Below are 20,503 nucleotides of genomic sequence, written 5' to 3' on the forward strand. Positions count from 1 at the left end.
TTCAATCGGCTTCTATCGCGACCAGCACGGCCCCTTCACTGACCATGTCGCCTTCCTGACAGTGCAGCGCCGTGACCATGCCCGATGTTGCTGCGCGGATGCTGTGTTCCATCTTCATGGCTTCCAGCACCACCAGCAGCGCACCTGCTTCGACATGTTGCCCTGACTCGACAAGTACTCGAACAATGCTGCCGTTCATGGGGGCCGTAAGACCGCCGTGCAGGTTATGACTCAGCCCGGCCTGGGCGATCGGGTCTGGCTGAGTTACCGTGAAGGGCTCACCGTGCCATTTCACGTACAGGCTGGCACCTCGACGAATGGCTGAATGCTGCAGTCTGACGCCGTCCGTTTCGACACTCAGCGTCTCTGAACTCAACCGATAGCTCGATGCGCTGTCATGACGCAGCCGAATCCTTTTGCGTTCGCCATTGCAGTCCAGATGCAGGTCGATTTCAGCAGGCAAGCCTGCGCGAAAACCGGAGTTGTTGCTCCAGGGCGAGGTGGGGTCATCTTCGCGGATACGTCCGGGTTCGCTCTGCCTGAACGCTTCTGCGGCGGCTTGCCAGAAGTCTTCGGACAATGGGCGTTGTTCGGGCAGCAACTGATCCTGGTAGCGGGGGATGAATCCCGTGTCCAGTTCTGCAGCAGCGAAGGCCGGGTGCGCAATGATCCTGCGCAGGAACGTCAGGTTGGTTCTGACGCCGCCGACGGCAAACTCGTCGAGCATACCGAGCAGGCGCAGGCGCGCTTCTTCACGGTTTTCGCCCCAGGCAATCAGCTTGCCCAGCATTGGATCGTAGAACGGCGAAATGCTGTCGCCTTCAGAAACACCGCTGTCCACGCGGCGTCCAAGGCCAGGGGTCGATTCGCGATACAGCTCGAGTTTTCCGGTGGCGGGCATGAAGTCGTTGGCCGGGTCTTCCGCGTAGAGTCGTACCTCGATGGCGTGGCCGGCCAACGGAACCTGCGCCTGGCTGATGGGCAGCGCTTCACCACGCGCCACGCGAATCTGCCATTCCACCAGATCGAGCCCGGTAATGTATTCGGTAACGGGGTGTTCGACCTGCAGGCGGGTGTTCATTTCCATGAAGAAGAACTCGCCACGGGCGTCCAGCAGAAACTCCACCGTGCCTGCGCCGACGTAACCGATGGCTTGCGCCGCCTTGACGGCAGCCTCGCCCATGGCGCGCCGCAGTTCGGGCGAAAGGGCGGGAGCGGGGGCTTCTTCGACGACCTTCTGGTGACGACGCTGGATCGAGCAATCGCGCTCGTTCAGGTACAGGCAATGGCCATGCTGATCGGCAAAGACCTGAATTTCCACATGCCTTGGCTGAAGCACATATTTTTCGACCAGCATGCGTGAGTCGCCAAAGGAAGACAGCGCTTCACGCTGGGCAGACGCCAGGGCTTCAGCCAGTTCGCTGTGCTGCTCGACCACTTTCATGCCTTTGCCGCCACCACCTGCTGTCGCCTTGAGCAATACCGGATAACCGATGCGTTCAGCCGCGACGCGAAAGGTTTCGAGGTCCTGAGCTGCACCATGGTAACCCGGCACCAGTGGCACACCGGCGTCTTCCATCAGGGATTTCGCCGCCGATTTACTGCCCATGGCGTCGATGGCCGAAGCGGGTGGGCCGAAAAAGATCAGTCCGGCGTTTTCGATGGCGCGGGCAAAATCGGCGTTCTCTGAAAGGAAACCGTAGCCGGGGTGAATCGCCTGAGCTCCGCTGGCTTTGGCGGCAGCGATGAGCTTATCGATCATCAAGTAGCTTTCGGAGGCCTTGCTCCCGCCCAGATCGACGCAAATGTCGGCTTCGCGGCTATGGCGTGCGTCCCGGTCAGTTGCGCTGTGTACTGCAACGGTAGTCAGGCCCATCTTCCGGGCTGTGCGCATGATGCGGCAGGCAATTTCGCCACGGTTGGCGACCAGCAGCGTGTTCAGTTCAACATGGCTCATGACTGCGAGTCCTTTTTGCAAGTGGCGCTGTCATCGGCCTGCGCCTGCCAGCCGGGCGAGCGTTTGCCGAGGAACGCGCGCAGACCTTCCTGTCCCTCTGTGCTGGTACGGATACGTGCGATGGCGTTTTCACAATAGCGACGCAGGGCAGGGGTCAGCTCGCCGCTGCCGACTTCGCGCAGCAAATCCTTGCTGACGCGCATGGCTTGAGGGCTGTTCAGCAGCAGATTGTCGACCCAGCGGGCTGTCTGCTCGTCCAGCGCTGCCAGCGGGCAGTATTCGGCGATCAAGCCGATCTGCTGCGCGCGCTCGGCACTGAAGCGCTCCGCGGTCAGCGCATAACGCCGTGCAGCACGTTCGCCGATGGCCTGAACCACGAACGGACTGATCACCGCAGGTGCCAGGCCGATGCGCACTTCGGACAGACAGAACTGCGCATCGTCTGAGGCGATGGCCATGTCGCAGCAACTGATCAGCCCCAAAGCGCCGCCGAAGGCTGCACCTTGCACCACGGCCAGAGTGGGGATTTTCAGTCTGGCGAGGTTGTACATCAGCTCGGCCAGTTCCCGGGCGTCGTCCAGGTTGGTGTTGTAGTCGAGTTCTGCGGCATGTTGCATCCAGGCCAGATCCGCGCCGGCGCTGAAATGCTTGCCGCGACCGCGCACCAGCAGAAAGCGCAGGGCCGGTTTGCTCTGCACCTCGTCCAGCGCCAGGATCAACTCGCGGATCATCTGCGCATTGAAGGCGTTGTTCTTATCCGGTCGATTCAGCCACAGCGTGGCAAAACCGCGTGGGTCGTCGATCAGTTCAATTGTCGCAAAGGCAGTCATGGTCATTTCCCGGCTTACATTCGGAACAGGCCGAACGTGGTGGGTTCGATAGGGGCGTTGAGCGAAGCGGAGAGGGCGAGCGCGAGAATGTCCCGGGTCTGTGCCGGGTCGATAACGCCGTCATCCCACAGGCGGGCGCTGGAGTAGTACGGATGCCCCTGATGCTCATATTGATCCAGGATCGGCTGCTTCAGCTCGGCCTGCTGCTGTGCGCTGAACGCCTGACCGCTGCGTTCGGCCTGTTCACACTTGACCTGCACCAGCACGCCGGCGGCCTGCTCGCCGCCCATCACGCCGATTCGTGCGTTGGGCCACATCCACAGGAAACGCGGATCGTAAGCGCGGCCACACATGCCGTAATTGCCCGCGCCGAAACTGCCGCCGATGATCACGGTGAATTTCGGCACCCGCGCGCAAGCCACAGCCGTCACCAGCTTGGCGCCATGCTTGGCGATGCCGCCTGCTTCGTATTTCTGGCCGACCATGAAACCGGTGATGTTCTGCAGAAAGAGCAGGGGAATGCCACGCTGGCAGGCCAGTTCGATGAAATGCGCGCCTTTTTGCGCGGCCTCGGCGAACAGAATGCCGTTGTTGGCCAGGATCGCGACCGGATAGCCCTTCACATGAGCGAAACCGCAGACCAGCGTGGTGCCGAACAGTGCCTTGAACTCATCGAACACCGACCCGTCCACCAACCGGGCGATGATTTCACGCACATCGAACGGCTGCTTGGTGTCGGACGGGACAATGCCGTACAGCTCGTCGCTGGCGTACAGTGGGTCAATGGGCTTTTGCACATTAAGTTGGCCCTGCTTGCGCCAGTTCAGGTTTGCGATGCAGCGCCGGGCCAGTGCCAATGCATGCTCGTCGCTGTCAGCGTAATGGTCTGCCACGCCCGAGGTCCGACAATGCACGTCGGCACCCCCCAGATCCTCGGCGCTGACCACTTCGCCGGTGGCGGCTTTCACCAGCGGCGGGCCTGCAAGGAAAATCGTTGCCTGCTCGCGGACCATGATCGCTTCGTCGGCCATCGCGGGCACATACGCACCGCCTGCGGTGCAGGACCCCATCACTACAGCAATCTGCGCAATGCCCTGAGCGCTCATGTTGGCCTGATTGAAGAAGATCCGGCCAAAGTGTTCACGGTCAGGGAAAACCTCGTCCTGACGCGGCAGATTGGCCCCGCCGGAATCCACCAGATAAATGCAGGGCAGGCGATTCTGCTGGGCGATGGCCTGAGCGCGCAGGTGCTTTTTTACCGTCAGTGGATAATACGAGCCGCCTTTGACGGTGGCATCGTTGGCGATGATCATGCACTCGACGCCTTCGACCCGGCCGATACCGGCTATCACGCCAGCCGCCGGAACGTCTTCGTCGTACACGTCGTAGGCGGCCAGTTGACCGATTTCCAGAAACGGCGATCCAAGGTCCAGCAACTGATTGATGCGCTCACGGGGCAGCAGCTTGCCGCGCGAGGTGTGCCGCTCCTGAGCCTTGGGGCCGCCGCCTTGTTGAACCTTGCTCAGCAAGGCGCGCAAAGCGTGAACCTGTTCCAGCAGCGCTGCGCGATTGAGCGCGAACTGCGGGTCCCGGAGGTTGATGCGGGTATGCAGAATGGCCATAAAAAACTCCGGAATCAACGGGTTTCGTTGAACAGTTCGCGGCCGATCAGCATGCGGCGGATTTCGCTGGTGCCCGCACCGATCTCATAGAGCTTGGCGTCACGTAGCAGACGGCCTGCGGGGAACTCATTGATGTACCCATTGCCGCCAAGGATCTGAATGGTGTCCAGCGCCATCTGGGTTGCGCGTTCGGCGCTGTAAAGAATCACGCCTGCGGCGTCCTTGCGGGTGGTTTCACCGCGATCACAGGCCTGCGCCACGGCGTACAGGTAGGCGCGGCTGGCGTTGAGCTGGGTGTACATATCGGCGACCTTGCCCTGAATCAACTGGAACTCACCGATGCTCTGGCCAAACTGCTTGCGGTCGTGGATGTAGGGCACTACCACGTCCATGCAGGCCTGCATGATCCCCGTCGGTCCGCCAGACAGCACGACGCGCTCGTAATCCAGACCACTCATCAGCACCCGGACACCGCCGTCGAGTTTGCCGAGCAGGTTTTCTTCGGGCACTTCCACGTCATCGAAGAACAGCTCGCAGGTGTTGGAGCCGCGCATGCCGAGCTTGTCGAATTTGTTGCTGCGGGAGAAACCTTTCCAGTCGCGCTCGACGATGAACGCGCTGATGCCGTGAGCAGCCTTTTCCAGATCCGTCTTGGCGTAGATCACGTACGTGTTGGCGTCCGGCCCGTTGGTGATCCAGGTCTTGCTGCCATTGAGCACATAGCGATCGCCGCGCTTGTCGGCACGCAGCTTCATCGAAACCACGTCAGAGCCGGCATTGGGTTCACTCATGGCGAGCGCACCGACGTGTTCGCCGCTGATCAGCTTCGGCAGATAGCGTGCTTTCTGCTCGGGGTTGCCGTTGCGATTGATCTGATTCACACACAGGTTCGAATGCGCACCATAGGACAGCGCGACCGAGGCCGAGCCGCGGCTGATCTCTTCCATGGCCACAACGTGAGCCAGATAGCCAAGACCGGCGCCGCCATATTCTTCGCTGACCGTGATACCCAACAGACCCATGTCGCCGAACTTGCGCCACATATCCGCCGGGAACAGGTTGTCCTTGTCGATCTGTGCTGCGCGCGGGGAGAGTTCTGCGCTGACGAAGGACCGCAACTGGTCGCGCAGCATGTCGATGGTTTCGCCCAGGGCGAAGTTCAGGCTTGGGTAGCTCATGGGTAGCGTTCCTGTTTTATTCTTGGCGGATAGGCTATTACCTTTACGTTAACGTAAACCTGCGTTGCGGCACTGTCAATGTCGGCGTTGACAACAGCACGACGTAGCCAGCGAAGGGATTAAGGGGAGATCGAATGCCGGAAAGCACGAAGGGGAGCCTGGGCTCCCCTTCAAGGTTTCTTCTTTATGCTCTTTTTTTGTTTTCGGGAGGCCTGTTGTTATTTTTGGCAGCCTTGCCCTTCACATCTTTTTTGAGCGATCCCTAAGCAGGACCAAAAGCAAACGTATTTTTTTGAGCGCTGATGACACTTTCATCGTGTTGATCCAACCAGTCCGGCAGCCGCCTTGAGGCAGTTTTATTGTTCTCTGTCTGGTTGCGAACGGCTTGCAGGCAAGCGATTCAGAAAAGCTATCCACTCCAAAAAAATCTGTTAGCTACGCCTCTGTCCGTGTTGTTCTTGTTATGTCAGAGCCGGTACGTATTGTTTTTATTGGGTTGCTGCGTGTTTTTATTTTTGTTGTATCAGAGATATAGCAGGACCCGTGCCAGTTTTTCAAAACCCTTTAAATACGGGGTTTCGGGTGCATCGCTGTATCACGGGACCTTTCAAAGGGCTGTCGATTGTTTCCGTGTTACCCGTTTGCCTCGACAGGACGCGACGGAGGGTAACACTGTGTGACAAGTTGTCGCACTTGGTTACCGACCGGTGACACGCTCATGCAGACAGGCGCGCCTTGGCCACTCGCGAACCATTGCTGCGCTCAAGCACGTCGCAGATCCGCTGGCCCGCCTGAATCACCTGATCCAGATCGACTCCGGTTTCGATCCCCATGCCTTCGAGCATATACAGCACGTCCTCGGTAGCCACGTTGCCGCTGGCACCCTTGGCATAAGGGCAGCCACCGAGGCCTGCCACCGAGCTGTCGAAAACGTGAATGCCTTCTTCAAGGCTGGCATAGATGTTCACCAGCGCCTGACCATAGGTGTCATGAAAGTGTCCTGCGAGCTTGCCGCGTGGAATCTGATTGGCCACCGTACTGAACAGCGCACGGGTTGCGCCCGGTGTGCCAGTGCCGATGGTGTCGCCCAGCGAAATCTCGTAGCAACCCATGGCGTGCAGTTCGTTGGCGACTGCAGCCACTTGCTCGGGCGTGACACGGCCCTCATAAGGGCAGCCCAGCACGCAGGATACGTAGCCTCTGACGCGCAACCCGTGCAGACGGGCCGCTTCCATGATCGGCGCGAAACGCTCCAGGCTTTCGCTGATCGAGCAATTGAGGTTGCGCTGCGAGAACGCCTCCGACGCCGCAGCGAATACCGCAACTTCCCGAACGCCTGCCGCCAGGGCGTCCTCGAAACCTCTGAAGTTAGGGGCCAGCGCCGAATAGATAACGCCTTCACGGCGCTGGATCTGTTCGAAAACCTGCGCGGACCCGGCCATTTGAGGTACCCACTTGGGAGAGACAAAGCTGCCGACCTCGATGTGGCCCAGTCCCGCTGCTGTGAGGTCATCCACCAGACGGACTTTGTCTGCGATGCTGATAGGGCGTGACTCGTTCTGCAGGCCATCGCGCGGACCCACTTCTACGAGGCTGACATGTCGGGGCAGGGACGTGGGCAAAGGCATGGCGAGGCTACCTGAAGTCATAAGGTTGGAGTGGCGGTTCGATCCAGTGCCGCACGGCAGCGTTCTTCCGCCGTATCGAGTTCAAGCTGCATCTGCTGGATGTCCAGTAACTGTTGTTCGAGTTGGTCACGACGCTCGGCAATCTTGCCCAGCATGGTGTGCAGCTGTTTCTGGTTATCGCCGCTGGGGTCGTAGAGCGAGATCAGTTCCTTGCACTCGGCCAGTGAAAAACCGATGCGCTTGCCGCGCAGGATCAGCTTCAGGGTCACTTTGTCTCGCGCCGAATAGATACGTTCCATACCTCGCCGCTCTGGGCAGAGCATGCCCTGTTCTTCATAGAAACGAATGGCGCGGGTAGTGATGTCCAGCTCGCGAGCGAGTTCTGAAATGCTGTAGGTCTGGCTGCTCATGGTGAGGCTCAACGAAAGGCGTAGGGTTTAACCTACGGCCTGCTTGACGTATACGTCAAGCAGGCTTGCTGAGAAGGCGTGCAGGAAAGACGGTTGTTCTTGATCTGGAAATGACGTCAACTTGAAAACTATTCGTTAATAAAAACAATGTATTAACGTATCAAGCTGAGGCTTTTTCCAGGTTTTGTTCCTGCGCGGTAACCCGCTGGCACAGCTCGATGATCTGCTCGCGCATCCAGCGATTGGCTGGATCCTGATCAGTGCTTTCGTGCCAGTAGAGGTGCGTTTCGACCGAGGGCACGTCATTCACCGGCAGGTATACGAAGTGCAGGTCGTTGCGACGGGCAAAGCGTTCCGGCACGGTCATGACCATGTCCGTTTGCTGCAAAACCTGTGTGGCCATCAGGTAGTGCTGGGAGCGCAGGGCGATCTTGCGCTGGATACCCATCTTGCCCAGCGCCAGGTCCACATGCCCCAGTCCACTGCGACGGCTCGAAATATGAATGTGCGCTTGCGCCAGATAGTCGTCCAGAGCGAACGCCGGCTTGCCCGCAAGGGGGTGCCCCTTGCGCATGGCGCAGACGTATTTGTCTTCCATCAGCTTGACGTGCCGCACCTGTGGATCGGTGTTGAGCGGTGCGTCGACGGCAAAGTCCAGCCGCCCGGCCGCCAGTTCCTTGGTGGTCTCGCGACGCTTGGACAGAAAACTTTCGATGGTCACCGCTGGCGCCAGACGACGCAGGCGTTGAAACAGCAGCGGCAGAATCACCGCTTCGGTCAGGTCGGTCATGCTGATGCGATAGTTCTTGCTGGCCTGCTGCGGATTGAAGATCCGGCTTTCCTGGACGGATACACGCAGCAAAGACAGGGCATTGCGTACCGGCCCGATGATGTTCTGCGCCATCGGCGTGGGCACCATGCCCTGGGCGGTGCGCACGAATAACGCATCGTTGAAGGTCTCGCGCAAGCGTGCCAGCGCGTTGGAGACGGCAGGCTGGGTGATGCCGACGATCTGTCCGGCCCGGGTCAGATTGGCTTCGGTGTAAATGGCGTCGAAGACAATGAATAGATTGAGATCAACCTTGCTCAGGTTCATTGGTGGAGCGCCTCGTCCTGTTTTTGTGGATCGTCGCTTGTGCCGCAACGTGGCTTGATCATATATCGGTTATGAATGTTTATACACGCTGAGAATAGATTAGATAAATGCACAGGCGTTCTCTAGCATCTCTCTCATCACAAAGACGCCCTGAAGAAAGGTAGCTGCTCATGGATTTCGCGTATTCCCCCAAGGTGCAGGCACTGCGTGAGCGTGTGACCGCGTTCATGGATGCCTACGTTTATCCGGCCGAGCCGGTGTTCGAACGGCAGGTTGCGGAGGGCGACCGCTGGCAGCCGACGGCGATCATGGAGCAGCTCAAGGCGCAGGCGAGGGCAGAAGGATTGTGGAACCTGTTTCTGCCCGAGTCCGAGCTGGGTGCCGGGCTGACCAATCTGGAATACGCGCCGCTTGCCGAAATCATGGGCCGTTCACTGCTGGGGCCGGAGCCGTTCAACTGCTCGGCGCCGGATACCGGCAATATGGAAGTGTTGGTTCGCTATGCCAGCGAAGAACAGAAGACTCGCTGGCTGGAGCCCCTGTTGCGCGGCGAGATTCGTTCGGCCTTTGCCATGACCGAGCCGGACGTCGCTTCATCGGATGCCACCAACATGGCCGCGCGAGCCGAGCGTCAGGGCGATGAGTGGGTGATCAACGGCCGTAAATGGTGGACGTCCGGCGCCTGTGATCCGCGCTGCAAGATTCTGATTTTCATGGGCCTGAGCAATCCGGAGGGTCCGCGTCATCAGCAGCACTCCATGATTCTGGTGCCCGTCGACACACCCGGCGTGAAAATCGTGCGGCCGCTGCCGGTATTCGGTTACGACGATGCACCCCATGGTCATGCGGAAGTGCTGTTCGAAAACGTTCGGGTGCCTTACGAGAATGTGCTGCTGGGCGAAGGGCGCGGCTTCGAGATTGCCCAGGGGCGTCTCGGGCCGGGCCGCATCCACCACTGTATGCGTTCGATCGGCATGGCCGAGCGGGCACTTGAGCTGATGTGCAGGCGCTCCATTGATCGTGTTGCGTTCGGCAAGCCTTTGGCGAGGCTCGGCGGCAATATCGACAAGATTGCCGATTCACGCATGGAGATCGACATGGCCCGCCTGCTGACACTCAAGGCGGCTTACATGATGGACACGGTGGGCAACAAGGTGGCGAAAAGCGAAATCGCGCAGATCAAGGTCGTGGCACCCAACGTTGCGCTGAAGGTGATTGACCGGGCCATTCAGATGCATGGCGGGGCGGGCGTTTCCAATGATTTTCCGCTGGCTTACATGTATGCCATGCAACGCACCCTGCGTCTGGCAGACGGTCCGGACGAGGTCCACCGGGCTGCAATCGGCAAGTTTGAGCTGGGCAAGTATGTGTCTGCGGAGGGTTTGCGCAGTCGGTCTTGAGCGTTCTGACAGGGCGCTGTCAGTCAGATAGCGCACACGCGCCTACTCCACCCACACCTCAACCCGCCGATTCTTGATTCGGCCATCGTCCAGGTCGTTGGCGGCGACGGGCATTTCGTCGCCAAGTCCCAGAATTTCTCGGAAAGTCACCCCACTTTTCTGCAGTTCACGGCGCACGGCCATGGCCCGGAGCCTTGAAAGCAGCACCGCACGCTCCGGATCGCTCTTGGCGTCGCCGAAGCCGACGAGCGTGACGCGCTGGTCAAGTTTGCGGTTGGCTTTCAGGTATTCCACCACACGCTTGAGATCCAGTTGAGCCTTGTTGTCCAGCCGCGCGCTGCCCTGGGCGAAGCGAAAGTTGACCGAAAGACGCTCGGCCTTGCGGGTGAGAGACTGGTAATCGACCGGCATCTGGTTGGTTGTCGCGACCTTGACCGCCTGCACCGTCTGCGCGACGAATCCGTTTTGTGCCACGATGGCCTGGCCCTCGGGGCTCTGCGCGAACTGCACCAGCGCCTCAGCCCAGGGTTGTTGTTTCAATGGCGGCACGTATAAGAACAAGCGCCGTGACAGCGGATAGTCCTCGGTGGCAATCAGGTTGACCGTCGGCAGCATGGGCTTTGAATCGCCATCGGCAATCGCGATGGCTCTGGCGCGACGGACGTAAGGCAGGCCGATGAACCCGATACCGTTACGGTCCTTGCTGACCTCATCGGACAGTTGCTCGCTGGACTCGAATCGCATCGCGGCTTTGGACAGGCTCTTGCCCTGTTTGACCAGTACCAGTTCCTTGAAGGTTTCCCACGTCCCGGACTTCTCGTCACGTGTGTAAAGCCTGATGGGGCCGGTTGTGCCACCCACCTCGCTCCAGTCCCTGACCTCGCCGGAAAAGATCCGCGCCAGTTGCCGTGTGTCCAGCTCGCGCAGCGGGTTGCCGGGATGCAGGATGACCGCTACCCCGTCGATGGCGATGACTTGTTCGCCTGCCGCGCTTTGAAGGTCGCCCAATCGTGCGAGGTCCGCAGCCTCCTGGGGCTTGATCGGGCGTGAGGAGGAGGCCATGTCGGCGGTCCCTGCATTCAGAGCCTCGAATCCGGTGCCTGAACCGTGGGCGGCGATTTCTACCCGAACGGGCTTATTTGTACCTGATACCGCGCCTACGACACGCTGTTCATTGACGGCGTCACCTGGCAGGGTCTGTACGGCTTGCAGCCCCTGCTCACGCATGAGTCCTTCGACCAGCATAGGCCCGAGCCTGGCGTTGATGGTGTTGGAGCCTTGAATACGCAATGCGGGCGAATCGTCATCCGGCATCGGCAGCGGGGGAGCCGCGACGCAGGGGAGGGAGGCGCTTGCAAGGAGCAGCGCCGCAAGCAGAGCGCGCAACATCGGCGGCACCTTGAATGAACGGAAGTGCCGAGAGAATAAGACAGGGACGTTACGGCAACATGACAGTTTTCATGTCGGATGAAGCGCTACCTGCCCGCAATATCGGGCAGGCACTTGCGCTCTTCTTTCAGTGCAGTTCAAGCCAGATCGGCGCGTGGTCCGATGGCTTTTCCATGCCGCGCAGATCGTAATCCACGCCCGCAGCCTTGATACGCGGCTGCAGGCCGCTGGAGGTCATGATCAGGTCAATCCTGAGGCCGCGCTTGGGCTCGTCTTCAAAGCCGCGGCTGCGGTAGTCGAACCAACTGAACCGATCGACGACTTCCGGGTGCAGGTGCCGAAAACTGTCCACCAGCCCCCAGTTTTTCAGCCGCTCCATCCACTCACGCTCCTCGGGCAGGAAACTGCATTTACCGGTTTTTAGCCAGCGCTTGGCATTGTCCGGACCGATGCCGATGTCGCAGTCCTGTGGCGAAATGTTCACGTCGCCCATCACTATCAGCGGCTGCTCATTGCTGAAACGGGTTTCGAGCAGCGTTTGCAGGTCGTTGTAGAAACGCTGTTTGGCGGGGAACTTGGTCGGGTGGTCACGGCTTTCGCCCTGTGGAAAATACCCGTTCATAATGGTGATGGCCTGGCCGTCAGCATCGGCATAAGTGCCCCAGATGAAACGCTTCTGCGACTCGTCGTCGTCGCCGTCAAAGCCCTTGTTCAGCGCCAGCGGTGCCTGGCGCGATAACAGCGCGACGCCGTAATGACCTTTCTGTCCGTGAAAATGAACGTGGTAACCCAAGGCTTCGATCTCTGCCTGAGGAAACTGCTCATCCGAGACTTTGGTTTCCTGAAGACCGATCACGTCAGGCTGGTGTTTCTCGATCAGCGCTGCCAGCTGATGCGGTCGAGCGCGGAGCCCATTGATGTTGAACGAGACGATTTTCATAAAACGGCAGTCCTGAAGAAAAACAAACCGCGATGCTAGCTGACCTGTCGGCTCAGGGCCAGCAGAGCGGCCTTTGGAGGTATATCGGGCCTGTCCGGCAATTTGTTTGAACTGTCTCAAGGTGCCATCACTCGAAACGATGCTTGCCAAAGTGCTGCGCAAAAGCAGTCCCGTTATTATGAGGTCCGTCCATGTCCCAACCTGCTGCCATCCGGGGCGAAATTCGCCAGCTCGACAGTGGTTATGCCCGTGAAACCCGTGCCTTGCTGTTCCGTGCGTACCGCAACGATCCAACCTTCGCCTATGTATTCAACTCGCAGCGCTCTGGCTTCGAAAATCGTATTCGCGAAACCATCCGTCAACTGGTCAAGCAGCATTTCCTGCAGAACCAGCCTGGCATGGGGCTGTTCATCGATGATCGTCTGGTAGGCGTCGCGCTTATTGCACCGCCGCAGCGTCGTCTGGGGATTACAGAAAGCTGGGCATGGCGTCTGCGCATGGTGGTGGGGACGGGCCTGAGCTGCACGCAACGCTACCTGGCTTACTACAATGCAGTGCTGGCCTGCGTGCCTTCGGAGACCGTTCATGTGCTGCCGTTGATCGGGCTGGAGCCGGAATTTCAGGGGCAGAAGACCGGGCAGGAACTAAGCGAACAGCTTCTGCAGGCGCTACATGACTGGTGCTCGGAGGATGAAAACTCCGAAGGCATCGTGCTGGACACCGGAAATCCTCGCTATCTCGAGTTCTATAAGCGGCAGGGCTATCAGGAAGTCGGCGAAATTGCGGTAGGACCCGTCCGAGAGCATGTCTTTTTTCACCCGAACCCTAAGGCCTCACTGCCGATCCATGACGTAACGGTTTGAAACACCGTTGTTTTAGGGTTTTCAGCGTAGCCCTCAGGTCGTGCTAGCATCCTTGCCCATGAAGCTTTTCAGAATATGCACTGGCGGTGTGCTTGTAATGTCTTTAAGTGCTGCGGCACTGGCCGACGCACGCCTTGATGTGCAGATCACGCCCGCCAACCCGGACCTCAAGGCCAACATAGAAGGTTATGTCGGTGAGCTTGGCGAGCGTAACGCTCAGGCCCTGCGCAATTTCAGTCTCGGCGCGGAGCAGCAGGCGGAAAAGGCCGCTCAGGCGCTCGGTTACTATCAGGCGCAGATCGACAGTGAAATTCAGGACGGTGAAAACCCTCGCCTGATCATCAAGGTCTTGCCGGGTGAGCCCATTCGCTTGCGCAACGTGGTCGTCCGGGTCGAGGGGCCGGCCGCGTCGCTGAAGGCCTTCAAGGTGCCGCAGAGCGACGCGCTCAAGGCCGGTGCCGTTTTGAACCATGGTCATTACGAAGACGCCAAGCGGCTGATTCAGAATCAGGCGTCCCGCTATGGTTTCTTCAGCGGTCGCTTCACGAGTCAGCGTCTTGCCATCGATCCACGTGCCGGTGTCGCGGACATCGATCTGGTGTATGACAGCGGTCCCCGTTATTCGCTGGGCAAAGTGGTGTTCAGTGGTGATTCGCCGTTCGACGAAGACCTCCTCAAACGGATGGTGCCGTTCAAGGAGAACACCCCCTACGACTCGCAGTTGATTGCAGAGCTCAATCAGGCGATGCAGGCGAGCGGTTACTTCGAAGGCGTGCGCGTGGATGCGGCACCGACCGCAGCCGTCGGCCAGGTTATCCCGGTCACGGTGCAGCTTGAAACCCGCAAGCCGCGCACCATGGGCCTGGGGCTTGGTTTCTCCACCGACGTCGGGCCCAGAGGCAAGGCCAACTGGACCCGGCACTGGGCCAACGCTCAAGGGCACAGCTACGGCTTCGAGTCTGAACTTTCGGCCCCTCGGCAGAACGTGGGCCTTTGGTACGACGTGCCGCTCGATCCGCCGTTGACCGACAAGCTGCGTTTCGCCGGCGGCTATCAATACGAAGAGATCGCAGGTACCGACAGCCTCAGCAAGCTGCTGACCGTCGGCCCCGAATGGCACAGCAAATTGCCCAGCGGCTGGGAGCGGGTGATCTCGCTGAAATGGCAGCGTGAAGAATATCGGCTCGGGGATGATTCCGGTCTGAGTACTTTGCTGATGCCGGGCATCAGCTATTCCTATCTGCGCAGCGACGACCGTATCGACCCGCACAAAGGCTACCGGCTGCAATTCGATGCGCAGGTGGCCAAGGAGGGGGTGGGATCCGACGCCAACCTTGTTCGCGGCAATGTGCTGCTCAAAGGCCTGACCACCGTTGCACAAAATCACCGTTTTCTCGGGCGTGTCCAGTTCGGTGGAAACTTCACCGACGGCTACACCTCGATACCGCCATCCTTGCGCTTTTTCGCGGGGGGCGATCAGAGCGTGCGCGGTTATGACTATCAGACCCTGTCACCGACCAACTCCGATGGCGACCGTATCGGTGGGCGCTACATGGTGGCAGGCAGCGTTGAGTACCAGTACTCGATTGCCGAAAAGTGGCGGCTGGCGACCTTTGTCGATCAGGGCAACTCGTTCAACAACCTGGATTTGCCGAGCCTGAAAACCGGCGTCGGCTTTGGCGTGCGCTGGGTGTCTCCGGTTGGACCGCTGCGTCTGGATCTGGCGCATCCGCTGGACGATGACGGCGGTGTTCGTCTGCACTTCTCCATGGGGCCGGAGCTTTGACTAAGATGAACATCAAGCGCGGCCTGAAAATCGCCGGACTGAGCCTGTTGGCGGTTTTGCTGGTGCTGGTGGCAAGCGTCTCACTGGTGCTCGGCACGCAAAGCGGCAGCCAGTGGGCACTGGCCCGCGTGCCTGGCCTGCAGTTGGAGAACTTTCAAGGTCGGCTGGGCGGTCAGTGGAGCGCCGACCGCTTGCTTTGGGTGCAAGGTGAAGACCGCGTCGAAGTTCGGGCGCTGGCATTTGACTGGACTCCAGGTTGCCTGCTCAAGATGACGCTCTGCATCGATCGACTGAACGCCGAAAATGTCATGCTGCACTTCGCGCCCGGCACCGAGCCAGCCCGTAAAGGTCCCATGACCTTACCCACTCTCAAGTTGCCGCTGGCTATTGAACTCAAGGAGGTCCAGCTTGGCCGTCTGCAACTCGACGGCATCGAGCAACTGCGTGACCTCAAGCTTGCCGCCCACTGGACGGCTCAGGGGCTGCAGATCGACCGTGCGCATCTGCAGCGTGACGAAATGGTCCTGGACCTCAACGGGCTGCTCGATCCTGCTGGCGACTGGCCGCTGACCCTCACTGGACACTTGCAATTGCCGCCGCAGGATGGCAAGCCGTGGGCATTGGCACTGGATATTCAGGGTGCTCTGCTCAAGACCCTGCAACTGAAAGCCGACAGCAGCGGGTATCTGACAGGAGGCTTGAGCGGAGAACTGCAACCGCTTGCCGAGCATCTGCCCGCGCGCCTGAAACTGACGTCGGACCGTTTCAAACCCAGTGCCGGGTTACCGGAAACGATACAGCTCGATCAGTTGCTGCTGACCGCCGAAGGTAATCTGGACACTGGTTATCAGATCAACGGCACGGCCAGTCTGCCTGCGGAAAAAGGCCCCATGACGCTTGCACTGCAAGGTCTTGCGGACGCCAAGGGTGCCACCATTGAAGCGCTGAACCTCGCCGCCAGCGAACAGCAGCGTCTGCGCATCAATGGCAAAGTGAACTGGGAGACCGGTTTCAGCGCAGATGCCACAGTCGACTGGCTCGATTTCCCATGGCAGCGGCTGTATCCGCTCGAATCGGAGCCGCAGGTCGCGCTGCATGCATTCAAGGGTGATGTGTCCTATACCGACGGCAAGTATCTGGGTAATTTCAATGCCAGTCTCAACGGGCCGGCAGGTGCGTTCACCGTCGTCAGCCCCTTCAGCGGCGACCTGCAGCGGATCTATCTGCCGCAACTGGAAGTGGTGGCCGGGCAGGGCAAGGCCAGCGGTCATCTGAACCTGCAATTTGCCGACGGCATTGGCTGGGACACGGCACTGGACCTCAGCTCGCTGGATCCTTCGTTCTGGGTGGCTGAACTGCCCGGTACGCTCGCCGGACCTTTGCGCAGCAAGGGGCAGTTCAGAAACGAACAACTGGAGCTGACCGCCGACCTGGATCTGAAAGGTCGCCTGCGTGGACAGCCTGCGGTATTGCAGGCGAAGGCCGATGGCCGGGGTCAGCAATGGAACCTGCCTGGTCTGAGCATTCGCCTCGGTGACAACCGGATTGAGGGCCGTGGGAGTCTCGATCAGCGCCTGCAAGGCCAGCTGGATCTCAATCTGCCGCGACTGGGCCAGTTGTGGCCACGTCTGCAGGGGCAGGCGAAAGGTCGTCTGGATCTGGCGGGCACTTTGAAGGCTCCGCAAGGCCAGTTCAACCTGCAAGGCAGCCAGCTCGCATTTCAGGACAACCGTCTGCAGAGTCTGGCGGCCAACGCGAAACTGGACGCGGCGCAACGTGCGACGATCAGCGTCAAAGGCTCCGGCATTCAGGCGGGCGATACGGCCCTCGGGACGTTGACGCTGGACGGCCAGGGCACCCTCAAGGCGCAGCAGTTGAAGCTCGATCTGCAAGGCCCGTTGCTCAAGTTGGCGCTGGCGCTGGATGGAACGCTGGATAACGGCAACTGGCGTGGCCGTCTGGCCAGTGGCGACGTCCAAAGCGGTGGACAGGCCTGGCGTCTGCAACAACCGGCAAAAATCGAACGGCTGGCCGATGGAAAACTCAACGTTGGTGCGCATTGCTGGCTGTCCGGTAACGCGAGCCTGTGCGGTGAGGATCAGCGGCTGATGCCCGAGCCTCGCTTGCGTTATCACCTCAAGAACTTCCCGCTCGAGAGTCTTGCCCAGTGGATGCCCAGGGATTTTGCCTGGAAAGGATCGCTCAACGCCGACGTTCAGCTGGATGTGCCTGCTGCCGGCCCCAATGGCCAGATCACAGTCGATGCCGGTGGCGGCACGTTGCGGGTACGCGACAAGGAGCAATGGCTCGACTTCCCGTACCAGACCCTCAGGCTGACCAGCACGTTGACGCCCAAGCGCATCGATTCCCGGCTTGACTTTGACGGTGCGAAGCTGGGGCGTCTGCTGATGAGTGCGCAGATCGATCCGCTGTCCAGCAATAAAGCGCTGTCTGGCGAATTCAGTTTGTCGGGTCTGGATCTGTCGGTGGCGCGCCCGTTTGCACCTATGGTCGAGAAACTCAACGGTCGCCTGAATGGCAGCGGCCGTCTTTCCGGGGGGCTGTTGGCGCCGCTGGTCAATGGCAGCGTCACGCTTCAGGGGGGCGAAGTGTCGGGTCCAGAGTTGCCGCTGGAGCTGCGTGACCTGAATGTTCAGGCGCTGATTGCTGGCGAGAACGTTCAGGTGAACGGCAGCTGGAAAAGTGGCTCCACGGGGCAGGGCTCCCTTACCGGACAGGTGGCCTGGGGTCAGGCATTGGTGGTTGACCTGAGTCTGAAAGGTTCGCGGTTGCCGATTCATGTGGAGCCTTACGCGGAAGTCGAAGCGGCTCCTGACTTGAAAATTTCGATGCAGGGCGAGCGGCGGGCGGTCTCCGGCAAGGTGCTGATCCCCAAGGGCACTATCACCGTTCGCGAGCTGCCACCTTCAACCGTCAAGCTGTCGGGCGACACTGTGATTGTCGGCCAGCAGACCGAGGAGGGCGCGCCGCCGCTTGCCGTTGCCATGGACATCGACGTGGAAGTCGGCCAGGACACGCTCAGTTTCAACGGCTTCGGCCTGACCGCCGATCTGGTCGGGCGTGTCCACATTGGCGACAACCTCGATACCCGTGGCGAGCTGAATCTCAACAACGGGCGTTACCGCGCCTACGGGCAGCGCCTGACCATTCGCAAGGCGCGGCTGCTGTTTGCAGGCCCTGTGGATCAGCCTTACCTGGATATCGAAGCGATTCGTCAGACAGACGATGTGATCGCGGGCATCCGACTGACCGGCAGCGCGGAACAGCCGACCACCGAGGTATTCTCCGAGCCGGCGATGAGCCAGGAGCAGGCGCTGTCCTATCTGGTGATGGGCCGTCCACTGGGCAACTCCGGCGAGGACAACAACATGGTCGCGCAGGCTGCGCTGGCACTTGGCGTTGCAGGCAGTGCTTCGACGACCGGCAAACTGGCCGGTAATCTGGGCATCAAGGACTTCGAACTGGATACGTCCGGGACCGGCGACAAGACCAATGTCGTAGCCAGTGGCAAGATCACTGACAAGCTGAGCCTGCGCTACGGCGTTGGCGTGTTCGAGCCTGCCAATACCATCGCGTTGCGCTACCTGCTGAGCAAGCGGGTCTACCTGGAAGCGGCCAGCGGAATCGCCAGCTCACTGGACATTTTCTACAAGCGCGACTTCTGACAGCGACGCTGTCACAGAAGGCTGACAAAATGTTGCGCTCGACAGAACAGGCAAGAACCCGCTAAAACGTTTCTTCTTATTTGGCTTACCAGAAAGCGGAATACCGGTAATCATGGATCGATTCAACGCCATGCGCGTCTTCACCCGCATCGTCGAACTTGGCGGCTTCGCCAGGGCCGCCGAGAGCCTGCAGATGCCCCGCGCATCGGTGACGATTCTGATCAAGCAGCTGGAAGCGCACCTGGGTGTCCAGCTCTTGCAACGCACCACACGTCAGGTCAGTGCCACGCCCGATGGCAATGCTTATTACCAGCGCTGCCTGAGTCTGCTGGCTGATCTGGAAGATGCCGAGTCCGCGTTCTCATCGCTCAACGCCGGGCCCAAGGGGCTGCTGCGGGTTGATCTGCCCATGAGTCTGGGATGCATGATCGTGATGCCCTCGCTGCCGGAGTTCACTCGACGTTATCCGCAGATCGAACTGGAGATCGGCATGAGTGACCGGCAGGTCGATCTGATACGCGAGGGCGTCGATTGCGTACTGCGCGCTGGAAGCTCCCATGATGAGGCGCTGGTCGCCAGGCCTCTGGAAAACCTTACGCAGATGACCTGTGCCAGCCGGTCGTACCTCGATCAGCACGGCTCGCCCCTTGATCTGGATGAGTTGGCGCAGCACAAGGTGATTGAATATTTCTCGACCGGAACCAACAAGCGTTACGGGTTACAGTTCATGGTGCGTGGGCACTTGCATGAGCCCCGCCTGCCACGCTCAATTGCCGTCAACAGCGCTGAAGGTTACGTCGCTGCGTGTGAAGCCGGGTTCGGACTTATCCAGGCACCGCGCTACCATATTGCCGGGCAGTTGCGCAGCGGCACGCTGGTTGAAGTACTGCGTGAATACCGACCGCCTGCATTACCGCTCATGGCGCTGTATCCACCGCATCGACAGTTGTCGCGGCGCGTCAAGGTGTTTGTCGACTGGCTGGCTGAATTGTGCGCCCGGCCCGAGATCAGGGACCGACTCAATTCCTGAGCAAATTCGGAATTATCCGATATAGGTCATGCTTCACTTTCGTGTTTAACTTCTGGTTCTTATCCAAACCCACTGAAAAAGGACATCGTTTCATGGCTCAAGTGACTCTCAAAGGCGGCCCTGTTCAAGTCAATGGCGAACTGCCAAAGAACGGCAGCGCTGCACCTGCTTTCACGCTGGTGGGTGCCGGTCTGGCTGAAGTGACTCTGCAGGAGTTCGCCGGCAAGCGCAAAGTGCTGAACATCTTCCCAAGCGTCGACACACCGACCTGCGCGACTTCGGTACGCAAGTTCAACGCTCAGGCAAACGATGTGGCCAACGCAGTCGTGCTGTGCATCTCCGCCGACCTGCCTTTCGCCCAGGCTCGCTTCTGCGGTTCCGAAGGTCTGGAAAACGTCAAGAACCTGTCCACCTTCCGCAGCGCTGACTTCAGCGAAAACTACGGTGTGGCCATCGCCGACGGCCCTCTGAAAGGTCTGACCGCCCGCGCCGTCGTGGTTCTGGATGAAAACAACAATGTGCTGCACAGCGAGCTGGTTTCCGAAATCGCTGAAGAACCGAACTACGAGGCTGCACTGGCAGTATTGAAGTAACGTTCAGCAACCCATCGACGGCCTGAATCCGTTCAGGCCGTTTTTATTTGTGCTTCAACCGTTTAACGAAAGTAAGCGCTTGGTAAAGGCGCTTT

15 protein-coding genes and 1 pseudogene are annotated in these 20,503 nt (G+C 59.7%); 7 read left to right on the top strand and 9 right to left on the bottom strand.

Features of this window, described 5'->3' with window-relative positions; all coding sequences use genetic code 11:
- Nucleotide 1: 1 nt before the first annotated feature.
- From JTJ32_RS05700 to JTJ32_RS05715, 4 genes are read right to left on the bottom strand one after another with little or no spacing between them, the layout of a single operon-like run.
- On the bottom strand, nucleotides 2-1,957 hold the full coding sequence (locus tag JTJ32_RS05700; RefSeq protein WP_210041351.1) for an acetyl/propionyl/methylcrotonyl-CoA carboxylase subunit alpha: 1,956 nt from the start codon (nucleotides 1,955-1,957) through the stop codon (nucleotides 2-4).
- Nucleotides 1,954-2,793 carry a gamma-carboxygeranoyl-CoA hydratase gene (locus JTJ32_RS05705; RefSeq protein WP_210041353.1) on the bottom strand — a complete coding sequence of 280 codons (840 nt, stop codon included), beginning with the start codon at nucleotides 2,791-2,793 and terminating at the stop codon, nucleotides 1,954-1,956. The genes JTJ32_RS05700 and JTJ32_RS05705 overlap by 4 nt, the downstream gene beginning before the upstream one ends.
- 8 nt (nucleotides 2,794-2,801) lie before the next feature.
- Entirely contained in the window at nucleotides 2,802-4,409 is a 1,608-nt protein-coding gene (locus JTJ32_RS05710; RefSeq protein WP_210041355.1) for a carboxyl transferase domain-containing protein, read from the bottom strand.
- 14 nt (nucleotides 4,410-4,423) lie between these two features.
- Nucleotides 4,424-5,587, bottom strand: a complete 1,164-nt coding sequence (locus tag JTJ32_RS05715; RefSeq protein ID WP_099230441.1) for an isovaleryl-CoA dehydrogenase — start codon at nucleotides 5,585-5,587, stop codon at nucleotides 4,424-4,426.
- A 220-nt stretch (nucleotides 5,588-5,807) separates the two neighbouring features.
- On the opposite strand from JTJ32_RS05715, the pseudogene JTJ32_RS05720 reads away from it, so the two are divergent.
- A pseudogene (locus tag JTJ32_RS05720) lies at nucleotides 5,808-6,022 on the top strand (hypothetical protein).
- Between the two features lie 281 nt (nucleotides 6,023-6,303).
- On the opposite strand, the gene JTJ32_RS05725 reads toward JTJ32_RS05720, so the two are convergent.
- From JTJ32_RS05725 to JTJ32_RS05735, 3 genes are all read right to left on the bottom strand, one after another.
- A complete protein-coding gene (locus JTJ32_RS05725; protein ID WP_099230443.1) occupies nucleotides 6,304-7,215 on the bottom strand; it encodes a hydroxymethylglutaryl-CoA lyase in 912 nt (303 codons plus the stop codon).
- 17 nt (nucleotides 7,216-7,232) lie between these two features.
- The gene (locus JTJ32_RS05730; protein WP_025995485.1) at nucleotides 7,233-7,625 is read right to left on the bottom strand and encodes a MerR family transcriptional regulator; all 393 of its coding nucleotides are present in this window, start codon (nucleotides 7,623-7,625) and stop codon (nucleotides 7,233-7,235) included.
- Between the two features lie 160 nt (nucleotides 7,626-7,785).
- Nucleotides 7,786-8,721 (bottom strand): LysR family transcriptional regulator, encoded by a 936-nt coding sequence (locus tag JTJ32_RS05735; RefSeq protein WP_099230444.1) that lies wholly within the window; start codon nucleotides 8,719-8,721, stop codon nucleotides 7,786-7,788.
- A 170-nt stretch (nucleotides 8,722-8,891) separates the two neighbouring features.
- Between JTJ32_RS05735 and JTJ32_RS05740 the strand changes: the two genes are divergently transcribed.
- Nucleotides 8,892-10,121, top strand: coding sequence for an acyl-CoA dehydrogenase (locus JTJ32_RS05740; RefSeq protein ID WP_210041357.1), 1,230 nt, complete (start codon nucleotides 8,892-8,894; stop codon nucleotides 10,119-10,121).
- Nucleotides 10,122-10,163: 42 nt separating this feature from the next.
- On the opposite strand, the gene JTJ32_RS05745 is transcribed toward JTJ32_RS05740, so the two are convergent.
- A complete protein-coding gene (locus JTJ32_RS05745) occupies nucleotides 10,164-11,510 on the bottom strand; it encodes a substrate-binding domain-containing protein (protein WP_210041359.1) in 1,347 nt (448 codons plus the stop codon).
- Nucleotides 11,511-11,637: 127 nt separating this feature from the next.
- Nucleotides 11,638-12,450 (bottom strand): exodeoxyribonuclease III, encoded by an 813-nt coding sequence (xthA, locus tag JTJ32_RS05750; protein ID WP_099230461.1) that lies wholly within the window; start codon nucleotides 12,448-12,450, stop codon nucleotides 11,638-11,640.
- 191 nt (nucleotides 12,451-12,641) lie between these two features.
- Between xthA and JTJ32_RS05755 the strand changes: the two genes are divergently transcribed.
- From JTJ32_RS05755 to tpx, 5 genes are all read left to right on the top strand, one after another.
- Nucleotides 12,642-13,313 carry a GNAT family N-acetyltransferase gene (locus JTJ32_RS05755; protein WP_210041360.1) on the top strand — a complete coding sequence of 224 codons (672 nt, stop codon included), beginning with the start codon at nucleotides 12,642-12,644 and terminating at the stop codon, nucleotides 13,311-13,313.
- A 58-nt stretch (nucleotides 13,314-13,371) separates the two neighbouring features.
- Nucleotides 13,372-15,099: an autotransporter assembly complex protein TamA gene (locus JTJ32_RS05760; RefSeq protein ID WP_210041362.1), complete on the top strand. Its 1,728-nt coding sequence runs from the start codon at nucleotides 13,372-13,374 to the stop codon at nucleotides 15,097-15,099.
- Nucleotides 15,100-15,104: 5 nt separating this feature from the next.
- A complete protein-coding gene (locus JTJ32_RS05765) occupies nucleotides 15,105-18,785 on the top strand; it encodes a translocation/assembly module TamB domain-containing protein (protein ID WP_210041364.1) in 3,681 nt (1,226 codons plus the stop codon).
- A 112-nt stretch (nucleotides 18,786-18,897) separates the two neighbouring features.
- Nucleotides 18,898-19,815, top strand: coding sequence for a LysR family transcriptional regulator (locus JTJ32_RS05770; RefSeq protein WP_210041367.1), 918 nt, complete (start codon nucleotides 18,898-18,900; stop codon nucleotides 19,813-19,815).
- 92 nt (nucleotides 19,816-19,907) lie between these two features.
- Nucleotides 19,908-20,408: a thiol peroxidase gene (gene tpx / locus JTJ32_RS05775; RefSeq protein ID WP_043306091.1), complete on the top strand. Its 501-nt coding sequence runs from the start codon at nucleotides 19,908-19,910 to the stop codon at nucleotides 20,406-20,408.
- Nucleotides 20,409-20,503: the final 95 nt, after the last annotated feature.

The organism is Pseudomonas alliivorans, assembly GCF_017826695.1.
Classification (GTDB): Bacteria; Pseudomonadota; Gammaproteobacteria; order Pseudomonadales; family Pseudomonadaceae; genus Aquipseudomonas; species Aquipseudomonas alliivorans.

Excerpts from the sequence above, each read along its gene's own strand:
- JTJ32_RS05700 (WP_210041351.1), bottom strand. The coding sequence starts at position 1,957 with ATGAGCCATGTTGAACTGAACACGCTGCTGGTCGCCAACCGTGGCGAA.
- JTJ32_RS05705 (WP_210041353.1), bottom strand. The coding sequence starts at position 2,793 with ATGACCATGACTGCCTTTGCGACAATTGAACTGATCGACGACCCACGC.
- JTJ32_RS05710 (WP_210041355.1), bottom strand. The coding sequence starts at position 4,409 with ATGGCCATTCTGCATACCCGCATCAACCTCCGGGACCCGCAGTTCGCG.
- JTJ32_RS05715 (WP_099230441.1), bottom strand. The coding sequence starts at position 5,587 with ATGAGCTACCCAAGCCTGAACTTCGCCCTGGGCGAAACCATCGACATG.
- JTJ32_RS05725 (WP_099230443.1), bottom strand. The coding sequence starts at position 7,215 with ATGCCTTTGCCCACGTCCCTGCCCCGACATGTCAGCCTCGTAGAAGTG.
- JTJ32_RS05730 (WP_025995485.1), bottom strand. The coding sequence starts at position 7,625 with ATGAGCAGCCAGACCTACAGCATTTCAGAACTCGCTCGCGAGCTGGAC.
- JTJ32_RS05735 (WP_099230444.1), bottom strand. The coding sequence starts at position 8,721 with ATGAACCTGAGCAAGGTTGATCTCAATCTATTCATTGTCTTCGACGCC.
- JTJ32_RS05740 (WP_210041357.1), top strand. The coding sequence starts at position 8,892 with ATGGATTTCGCGTATTCCCCCAAGGTGCAGGCACTGCGTGAGCGTGTG.
- JTJ32_RS05745 (WP_210041359.1), bottom strand. The coding sequence starts at position 11,510 with ATGTTGCGCGCTCTGCTTGCGGCGCTGCTCCTTGCAAGCGCCTCCCTC.
- xthA (WP_099230461.1), bottom strand. The coding sequence starts at position 12,450 with ATGAAAATCGTCTCGTTCAACATCAATGGGCTCCGCGCTCGACCGCAT.
- JTJ32_RS05755 (WP_210041360.1), top strand. The coding sequence starts at position 12,642 with ATGTCCCAACCTGCTGCCATCCGGGGCGAAATTCGCCAGCTCGACAGT.
- JTJ32_RS05760 (WP_210041362.1), top strand. The coding sequence starts at position 13,372 with ATGAAGCTTTTCAGAATATGCACTGGCGGTGTGCTTGTAATGTCTTTA.
- JTJ32_RS05765 (WP_210041364.1), top strand. The coding sequence starts at position 15,105 with ATGAACATCAAGCGCGGCCTGAAAATCGCCGGACTGAGCCTGTTGGCG.
- JTJ32_RS05770 (WP_210041367.1), top strand. The coding sequence starts at position 18,898 with ATGGATCGATTCAACGCCATGCGCGTCTTCACCCGCATCGTCGAACTT.
- tpx (WP_043306091.1), top strand. The coding sequence starts at position 19,908 with ATGGCTCAAGTGACTCTCAAAGGCGGCCCTGTTCAAGTCAATGGCGAA.